8 protein-coding genes are annotated in these 8,779 nt (G+C 39.3%); 4 read left to right on the top strand and 4 right to left on the bottom strand.

What is annotated here, in order from left to right:
* Window positions 1-528, bottom strand: a 528-nt coding sequence (locus tag RXX31_RS08735; RefSeq protein WP_317588779.1) for an SDR family NAD(P)-dependent oxidoreductase, incomplete at its 3' end; no start/stop codon positions are given.
* 473 nt (window positions 529-1,001) lie between these two features.
* On the opposite strand from RXX31_RS08735, the gene ebgR reads away from it, so the two are divergent.
* Window positions 1,002-1,988, top strand: coding sequence for a transcriptional regulator EbgR (gene ebgR, locus RXX31_RS08730; protein WP_317588777.1), 987 nt, complete (start codon window positions 1,002-1,004; stop codon window positions 1,986-1,988).
* A gap of 28 nt (window positions 1,989-2,016) precedes the next feature.
* On the opposite strand, the gene RXX31_RS08725 is transcribed toward ebgR, so the two are convergent.
* Window positions 2,017-2,943 (bottom strand): LysR family transcriptional regulator, encoded by a 927-nt coding sequence (locus RXX31_RS08725; RefSeq protein WP_317588776.1) that lies wholly within the window; start codon window positions 2,941-2,943, stop codon window positions 2,017-2,019.
* 115 nt (window positions 2,944-3,058) lie between these two features.
* Between RXX31_RS08725 and chrA the strand changes: the two genes are divergently transcribed.
* From chrA to RXX31_RS08710, 3 genes are all read left to right on the top strand, one after another.
* Complete coding sequence (gene chrA / locus RXX31_RS08720; protein WP_317588775.1) at window positions 3,059-4,201, top strand: chromate efflux transporter; 1,143 nt, start codon at window positions 3,059-3,061, stop codon at window positions 4,199-4,201.
* Between the two features lie 86 nt (window positions 4,202-4,287).
* Complete coding sequence (locus RXX31_RS08715) at window positions 4,288-5,406, top strand: phosphatase PAP2 family protein (RefSeq protein ID WP_317588773.1); 1,119 nt, start codon at window positions 4,288-4,290, stop codon at window positions 5,404-5,406.
* Window positions 5,403-6,635, top strand: a complete 1,233-nt coding sequence (locus tag RXX31_RS08710; RefSeq protein ID WP_317588772.1) for an O-antigen ligase family protein — start codon at window positions 5,403-5,405, stop codon at window positions 6,633-6,635. The genes RXX31_RS08715 and RXX31_RS08710 overlap by 4 nt, the downstream gene beginning before the upstream one ends.
* A gap of 149 nt (window positions 6,636-6,784) precedes the next feature.
* Here RXX31_RS08710 and RXX31_RS08705 read toward each other — a convergent pair whose 3' ends face one another.
* Both RXX31_RS08705 and RXX31_RS08700 read right to left on the bottom strand, forming a co-directional pair.
* Window positions 6,785-7,801, bottom strand: coding sequence for a tetratricopeptide repeat protein (locus RXX31_RS08705; protein WP_317588771.1), 1,017 nt, complete (start codon window positions 7,799-7,801; stop codon window positions 6,785-6,787).
* A gap of 31 nt (window positions 7,802-7,832) precedes the next feature.
* Window positions 7,833-8,777 (bottom strand): type II secretion system F family protein, encoded by a 945-nt coding sequence (locus RXX31_RS08700; RefSeq protein WP_317588770.1) that lies wholly within the window; start codon window positions 8,775-8,777, stop codon window positions 7,833-7,835.
* Window positions 8,778-8,779: the final 2 nt, after the last annotated feature.

The following is an 8,779-nucleotide window of genomic DNA, read 5'->3' as shown; positions in this document are numbered from 1 at the left end:
ACGTAGCAAAGTGATACTCCAATCGTTTTCAGCCTGGAATAAGTCACTGAGACACTCTTCCACCATGAATTTACTGCGCCCGTATGGGTTGGTGGTTGCGCCTGTTGGAGAGTCTTCTGTAATCGGCACTACATCTGGATCACCGTATACGGTTGCAGAGGAACTAAAGACGATACTTTTCACGCCAGCTTTACGCATGCTACGCGCCAACACCAACGAACCATTGACGTTGTTATCGTAATACTCCAGTGGTTTAACCACCGACTCCCCCACAGCCTTTAAGCCGGCAAAGTGAATAACAGCTTGAATATCATGCTTCGCAAACACAGAGTCCAAAAAAGCCTCATCACGGACATCACCCAGATAAAACTCAGGTTGCTTCCCGGTTAACGCTTCAATTCGACTGAGCACTTCAACTTTGGCATTGCACAAGTTGTCGACGATGATTGGCTCCATTCCCGCTTCAATCATCTGGACACACGTGTGACTCCCGATATAACCCATACCGCCTGTGACAAGAACTTTCACTTTTTGCTTCTCCACTGTTGCAGCCTAATGTTTGCTCTCTTTATCAGGGGCAATTGAGCCTGTTGCATTGCTCCCGAACAGATACACCGTTTCCTTAACTGGCTAAAAGTCTAGCAATCAATACCGATCCAGATCCGTGATCGATCTCAAATAGTGTAAACGTTTCCACAAAATAACATAAATTAAGCGAATTCATAAGAAATGGAGAAGTCCAAGCCCAACATAGGTACTTAACGTCAGTCGACTAAGGATTATAAGGTTAGTCCAGCGAGCCTTCGCGAGACTAGGAATCTAATATCAGCACGCAGGGAATCTATAGAAAACGCTTTGACAACAAAGTGTTCGGTTATAAGATCCTGAATCACGCTCCTTCGTCGCTGTCCAGAATGACGGCAGACTCGATTATGCGACTTGCGGTTAAACGAAAGGTATTAACGTTTGTACTGGCGAGGACAACGTCTACGGGAAGGTAAATGGCCAAATTAAAAGACATAGCGGACGAGGCGGGTGTATCACTTGCGACGGTATCGCGTGTATTAAACAACGATCCGACGTTAAATGTGAAACAAGAAACCAAGCGTCGTATCTTAGACATTGCACAGAGACTCGAATATCGCTCCAAAAGTTCAAGGAACGCAGGGGGAGAGAGCAAACTGCGGCACCATTTTTTAGCCCTTTATAATTACCCTCAAGAAACGGAAGGTACTGATCCTTACTACTTGTCAATTCGTCATGGTATTGAAAGCCAATGCGAAAAACTCGGTATTACTCTCACCAACTGCTATAACAGCGAATTGGAAGTCGATACGCAGAAAGTCACCGGTATCCTTCTGGTCGGCGACAAAGAGCAAAGGGTTATCAATAAGTTACCCAAGCGTTTAGAAAACTTCATTTGTCGCATCGATGTCCCTGAACAAGGTTGTCCGTATGACTGTGTTAGTGCCAACCTGGAGCGGATAAGTAAACAAGTTGTCGATTTTTATGTAGCTCAGGGCTATGAGCGAATTGGGTTTATAGGTGGCAAGAGCCAGACAGATTTCACCGATAGACGAAAAAGCGCGTTTGTAGAATACGCCAATCTAAAAGGTTTGGTCGCGGATTCTGACCTTTACAGTGGCGATTTATCAAGTCAGTCAGGATATGATTTGGCTAAACTAATGCTGACTAAAGGTGACTTTCCAACCGCGATATTTATCACCTCAGACACCATAGCAATCGGTGTTTTGCGTGCTATCCATGAGTTCGGATTACGCATTCCGCAGGACATTGCACTGATCAGTATGAACGATAGTCCAACCGCGAGTTTTACCTTTCCTCCGCTATCAACCGTGCGCATTCATGCTGAAATGATGGGGGCTCAAGGCGTTAACTTATTGGTTGAAAAACACCGTGATGAGCGGAAGTTACCTCTTCAAGTCTATGTTCCCAGCGAGCTAATTTTACGCGATACCACCAAATAAGGGTAAACGTTTTCACTAGTATCATTCTTTAGCGTGATCGCGGAGACGTGATCGTTTCTGCCACGACTTTTCTCAACCAGGTTCCCTTATCATCATTGGTTCGGCTGGTATGCCACACCATAGAAATGTCGAAATCGGCAACAGGGATTGGAGGAGGAACAGTCACAAGGCCGTCTGAAAAGCCTTCTGCAAGCGCCATTTTTTCCGGCACAATGGCAATAAGATCTCGCTGTTTAAGCAAATGGCGGATAGTAAGAAAATTACGCGACGCCACGGTGACCTGACGGCTCAAACCATGCTCTGCGAGCTTTTGGTCTACCTGTGTCTTTAAGCTCCCGTCAGGGCTGACTAATGCTTGCTTAATATCGGCAAACGCTTGGATAGACAACTCAGACTTACCATTCAATACCTGCTTATCACATAAGCAAACGTGCTTTTCTGTATAGAGATACTGGCTAGAAAAGTCTTCTTCAAGAACAGCTATACTGCCAATGACAAGATCTAACTTATCCCTCTCGGTTCGGATTATATAGTTACTGCGATCAACGTTTATGAAGCTGATTTTCGCTTCAGGTGCTTGTCGGTGAATTTCATCATAGATAAACGGAGCAAAGATGAATTCGGCGTAGTCTGTTAACCCTATACGACACACGCCTGAGTAACTTCCCGGCTCGAACACAGGCTTAGTCAGCAACTCTTTAGTGATAGAATCCAATAGCTTATGTACGGTTGGCGCGATACTGTGTGCGCGCTCGGTTGGCTCCATTTTATGACCTTTGCGCTCAAATAGAGGCTCATCAAAAAGTAACCGCAGACGAGATAAACTGTGGCTCATTGCAGATTGGCTAACATAGCTATTTTCAGCCGCTAAACTGACACTCCGATAGCGATATAGGTAAGAAAATGTCACCAACAGATTCAGGTCAATGTTACGCCATTGGACTTCGTCTTTCACTAGAATACCAATCCCATTTTATTCATAGGTTAAATTCAAATTATCAATTTGAGTCATTTTAAACCACTCGATAAATTATCAACATAAAAATTCTATTCAGATAAACAGGCTCAACATGTTCACTATTTTTAAAACTTTCTTTTGGCTCGGTTGGATTAGTTTCGGTGGCCCAGCGGCACACATTGGCTACTTCCGCCAAACTTTCGTTGAAAAGCTCCAATGGCTGGATGACAGCGAATATGCACAAATCGTTGCATTAAGTCAGTTCTTACCCGGCCCTGGCTCCAGTCAGGTGGGATTTGCATTGGGATATAAACGTGGCGGATTAGGAGGAGCATGCGCGGCTTTTATAGGCTTTACGCTACCTTCAGTGTTGATCATGCTGGTATTAGCCATGGTAAGCAGCCAAATCACCGATACATCTTGGTTCCAAAACATCGTACACGGATTAAAGTTGCTGGCCGTAGTTGTTGTAGCCGATGCGACTTGGGGGATGTACAAGAACTTTTGCCAAACCAAATTGACAGCTGGGTTATGTGTCGCAACCGCGATCGCACTGTTGCTCGTGCCAGGCATAACAACTCAGATGCTGGTTTTGATTATCTCTGGCATGGTCGGTGTACGCTACTTGAAGAAGGAATCTGCCATTCCAGCACAACCGTTTAAGCCCAACTTAACACCGCTTGTGATCTTTACAGTGCTACTGTTCGGGCTACCTCTCATTGCACATACAACCCCAATGGTAAGCCTGTTTAACGACTTCTTTCAGGCAGGAAGTTTAGTATTCGGTGGCGGTCATGTGGTACTTCCCCTGTTAGAAAATATCCTTGGCGACCAAATCAGCCAGGACGCATTTCTAACCGGCTACGCCGCTGCTCAAGCCGTACCGGGCCCGATGTTTACCTTTGCAACATATCTTGGCTATCAACTAACAGAGACACCGGTTCTTGGCGCTCTAGCAGCTACATTAGCTATCTTCCTGCCAGGTTTCTTACTCTTACTTGCCGTACTAAAAAACTGGCAACAACTAGCAGCGAAACCCGCTATTTCCGGAGCTGTAAGTGGCGTAAATGCGGCCGTTGTAGGTCTACTCTTCGCAGCACTTTACCAACCTGTGTTTAGCAGTGCAGTCGCAAAACCAATAGATATTGCCCTGGTGATCGCTGGCTTCTATTTGCTTAAGAAGTTGAATGTTTCAGTGCTGTGGATGATTGTGTTTTTTGTTGGAGCGGGAATTATCAACAACTTAGTACTATGATTATTAGATAAAAGTAGGTACTTAATAAGTGCCTACTTTTAAGCTAAGCTATACATTAAAACATAAACTGAGATGATGGATCATCCATGGAACAAGATAAGAGTTGTAATCTAAATGTCAGTTGGCAGGAAAGGTTTCAAGTATTTACAAACAACTTATGGAAAGACATTATCAAAGATAAATTTATTTATTTATATTGTATTACTTCCACAGTTATAATTTATATTAGTGCCGTCTATTTATCTCTTCCTATCAAGTACTCATTAACCACATACTTCGACATATTTTACGTGGCGATTTATATTTCAATTCTATCTTGGTTGGTTTATTGTTATTTTAATTTACTGATTCGTAGAGAAAAAAAACCAGCGAAAATAATGCTCATTAAATTAAAGAACATTATATTTCCAATTAATAGAATTTTTTCTTTATTTTTATTATTAATATCCCTAAGCATTTCATTTTCAAACTATACTTTCTTAAAATCTGTCATTCCTATTATACATCCCTACGGTGTCGATAAGGTAATTATTGAGATAGATCGTTGGTTACACTTTGGAGTTGATCCATGGGTTATCACTCATTATATATTTTCTACTCCTTGGTCAACATTATATTTAAACGCAGCATATAATGCTTGGTTTTTTTTAATGTGGGGCGTTCTTTTTTTCTTTCTAATCTACAATAAGAAAGAATTACTAAGAAAGCAGTTTCTGATCACTTTCTTACTAACTTGGTTAATAAATGGAGGAGTATTCGCAATTATTTTTTCTTCTGTAGGTCCTTGCTATCTAGAACTATTAACAGGTAACGACATCTTTAGCCCACTAATGCAGAGACTAAATGAACAGAACGTTTATTTACAAAGTGTAGGATCATTACCTTTATGGGCGTTAAACACACAAAGTAATCTCTGGCAAGATTACATTACACAGTCAAATGGCATTGGATCAGGCATCTCTGCAATGCCTAGTATGCATGTTTCTATAGCTTTTCTAATGTCATTGGCTCTCTATCAATTTAGAAAATCTCTAGGGATTTTTGCTTACGTGTTTGCAATAATTATACAGATTGGCTCCGTTCATTTAGGCTGGCACTATGCGATAGATGGATATTTTTCAATTATTTCAACTGTTGCTTTATGGAAATTAATCGGCCATATTTTAGTTAAAAATAACAAAAAGTACTATGAGAATTTAGAATGAATCTTGAAAAATATGACTATACAAAATACTTTATTTTTTCCTCAATATTATTAGCAGCTTTTGTTAACTTTAAAAATCCTGCAATTGGATCTCTAATTGTTTTATTTCTTGAGATATGCATAATTATTTCAATCCTAAAAACTAGACTTATCAATGTAAAAATAATTAATCTCAAATTAAAGGAAATATCGACGATTATTACTTACATTGTAACTATAAGTTTATCAACAGTACTAGTATTAGTAGAAAACAAAAGTGAAGACCAGTTATTATTTAGCTTGGTCCGATATATTGAAATTCTATCTCACATATTAACCATCTTTACCCTTTCAATATACTTTTATAACATTAAACAGAAAGAAAATTTGTTTCTATTAATTCCAATTTCCGTAGTGTTAGCTAGTATTATCTGCTTTCTTGATTACCATTTAAACTCAAATTCAGTTATGAATAACAACGGTTTCAAATTAATAGTATCCTATAACATTAGACAAATAGGTTACGTGGTGATGCTAGGTTGTTTATTTTGTATTGTAAAATTGATTTTTATAGAAAGAAAATGGGATGGGGGATTCTACGTACTATTATTCATCATTAACTGTTCTATGCTTTTTTGGTTAGGCGGAAGAGGTGCAACTCTAGCTTTTATCGCATCCATAATATTATTAATATCAATATTAAAAAAAGAATTTATCGCGAAATGTAAAATACTTGTTTCAACCGTAATACTAATGATTTTATCCTATATAGTCTCCATTCCATTTAGTGTGTTTTCATGGAATGGAGCAAACAGATTCTATATGATGTGGTCGCAACATATTGATGAACCGCTAAGAAAAATTTCAAATGGACGCTTTGAACTCTGGCAAGAATCAATAAGTCTGATATTACAAAAGCCTCTTTTGGGATATGGCCCAGAGGCCCATGCGTTTGAAACTAAAATAGGTTTCTTACAACCACACAACGCCTTACTCCAATCACTGCTTGAGTTTGGAATTATGGGTACCATCCCCTTTCTAATAATGATATTTTATATTGTAAAAAACGCCAAAATAAATTCAGCTGCAGAACCAACAATAAACAATTTATTTTGCTTTGGATTAATCAGCGCAATTCTTATTCATAGCCTTTATTCTGGGCCTCTTTATCACGCAACATCAATGATTTTAGTGTGTATTGCATCAGCATATATTCTTTCCGTGACATTAAAAAGGAAGAATAAAAACTGACAGCCAAAGATAAAAGAATCTTTTTTAATAATATCTAGCCGTCATAAAAATAAGCTTATATTTTTAAAATTAAACATCAAAAAAAGCCAGTAGTTTTTACAACTGGCTTAATGCATACGTATACTTCATGTCATTCGCAATGATTGTTGCTACTGTAAGAATGCTTTAGACGTATCTCTATCAGCTCTGACCATTGCAAGTGCACGCTCCAAATTATCATTCGCTTTTGCATAGTAAGATGGACTTTGATCAATCGCTTCCTGAAGATAAGGAATCGCTTCTCCGGGTTCTCCCCTTAGAATGAGGAAGTAGCCAACGCTATTTAATGCTTCAGCTGTCGACATATGCTGGCCAAAAATGCCTAACGCTTTGCGAGGCTCTCCTTGACCGATAGCTATTAGACCCAAATTATTAATCGCTTTTTCATTACTATTATTTAAGTTCAAAGCAGCATTAGTAAAATAAGAGGCTTTGGCGTAATCACTCACCATATAATAAGAGTAACCAAGACTAACTAGCGCACTTTCATTATAAGGCTTAATATCTAATGCCTTACGTAAGAATGCTTGAGCTATATCGTGTTTATTATTAATATCATAAAGAACACCTAGACCTACATACGCATTGACAGGTGATTTTTCATCATACCTCAGGGATAGGATACTCTCGCTAGATATGTTGTTGACTGTTACATCTCCCTGCGCACCAAGGCGCAATTGGTCCGCGTTTAGTGCTCGCAAATAATAACTGAGCCCAACATCCTTACGCCCTTGCTTTGTGTTGAGCTTTCCAAGCTCTTCTAACGACCCTATATGGTTAGGATTTTCTGCAAGCGAAGCACGATAAGCCTTGTCGGCTAATTCAAAATCTCCACGAGTCTCATGAATTCGACCAATGGTATATAACGTCTTATCTTTATGAACACCATCTTCAAAGGTAAGAGAGCGGATATATTCATACAAGGCAAGGTCGGTGTTATTGCTTGTTAATGCAGAGTCACCCCGGGAAATTGCTTCTTCTTCGTTAACTGGCGGTTCGTCATTGGTCAAAGCCTCAACAGGCTTTCCTGAGTATAAACTCTTATCGAAAGCGGCTTGCTTTGTTTCATTGTTTGCACATCCTGAAATCAATAGCGCACAAAAAGTAAGTGTATAAACTTTCCACATAATATTCCCTTTCTATGTTCTTATAAAATTATTATTGCGAGAATGCTTCAATAAGAGTAATTATTGATGGCCCGATAGCAACAATAAAAAAGCACGGCCAGATAAATAACACCATCGGAAACATCATTTTTACTGGAATTTTTGCTGCGATTTCTTCAGCAGCCTGTTGCCTCTTATCTCTATAATCTTCTGTGTATTCTCGTAATGAATCGACTAGACTGCCGCCCATTCGCGACGCGTGACTTAGCATACTAGCCAGTCCCATAAACTCCTCTAGCCCGGTTCTCATTATCATTTCTTTTAGGCTATCTGGCATTGACTTACCTGCTTGTATCTTCAAGCAGACAGTATCTAGCTCATCAGCCAAGTCTGGGTGAGATATCACCATTTCGTCTGCAACCCGACGTAAAGAGGCATTAAAACCTAATCCTGATTCGGTACAAACAACGAGTAGGTCAAGCATATCAGCCACACCTAAACGAATTCGTTCCTGACGCTTTTTAGCTAGCTTTTTTAAAAAATAATCAGGCAAAAATAAACCTACAAACACACATATAATCATAAACGTATAAAGTTTATTAGATTGTGGTAATAATACATATAACCCGACGGAAATTATTACACCGATTATTGTTGTAAGTGACTTAATTGAATAAAAAAGGGATAGAGCGTTATTTTGGTGAAAGCCAGCATGCATCAATATCATTCTTGTCGTCTGCTGCTCTTTTTCACTAGCAGATGAAGATAAAGGAGCCAACGTTTCCAGCGTATTCATCACTTTTACATTACGCGATATGGCATTTGATTTTTCACCAGTTGAGAGCTCGGATAGTTTCTGCTTTACTGGAGATTTTACGCCTATAACTACATATCCAATCGTCATTACAAGAAGCACTGTTGTTACTAGAACAAACAGAATAAATAACATTTCCTGGCTGATATTAACGTTAGAAATGAAATCATTTATCACATCCATAG

Source organism: Vibrio sp. EA2, assembly GCF_033042495.1.
In the GTDB taxonomy this organism is placed as follows: Bacteria; Pseudomonadota; Gammaproteobacteria; order Enterobacterales; family Vibrionaceae; genus Vibrio.
The sequence above is the reverse complement of the archived record's forward strand: the minus strand, read 5'-3'. Positions and strand labels throughout refer to the sequence as shown.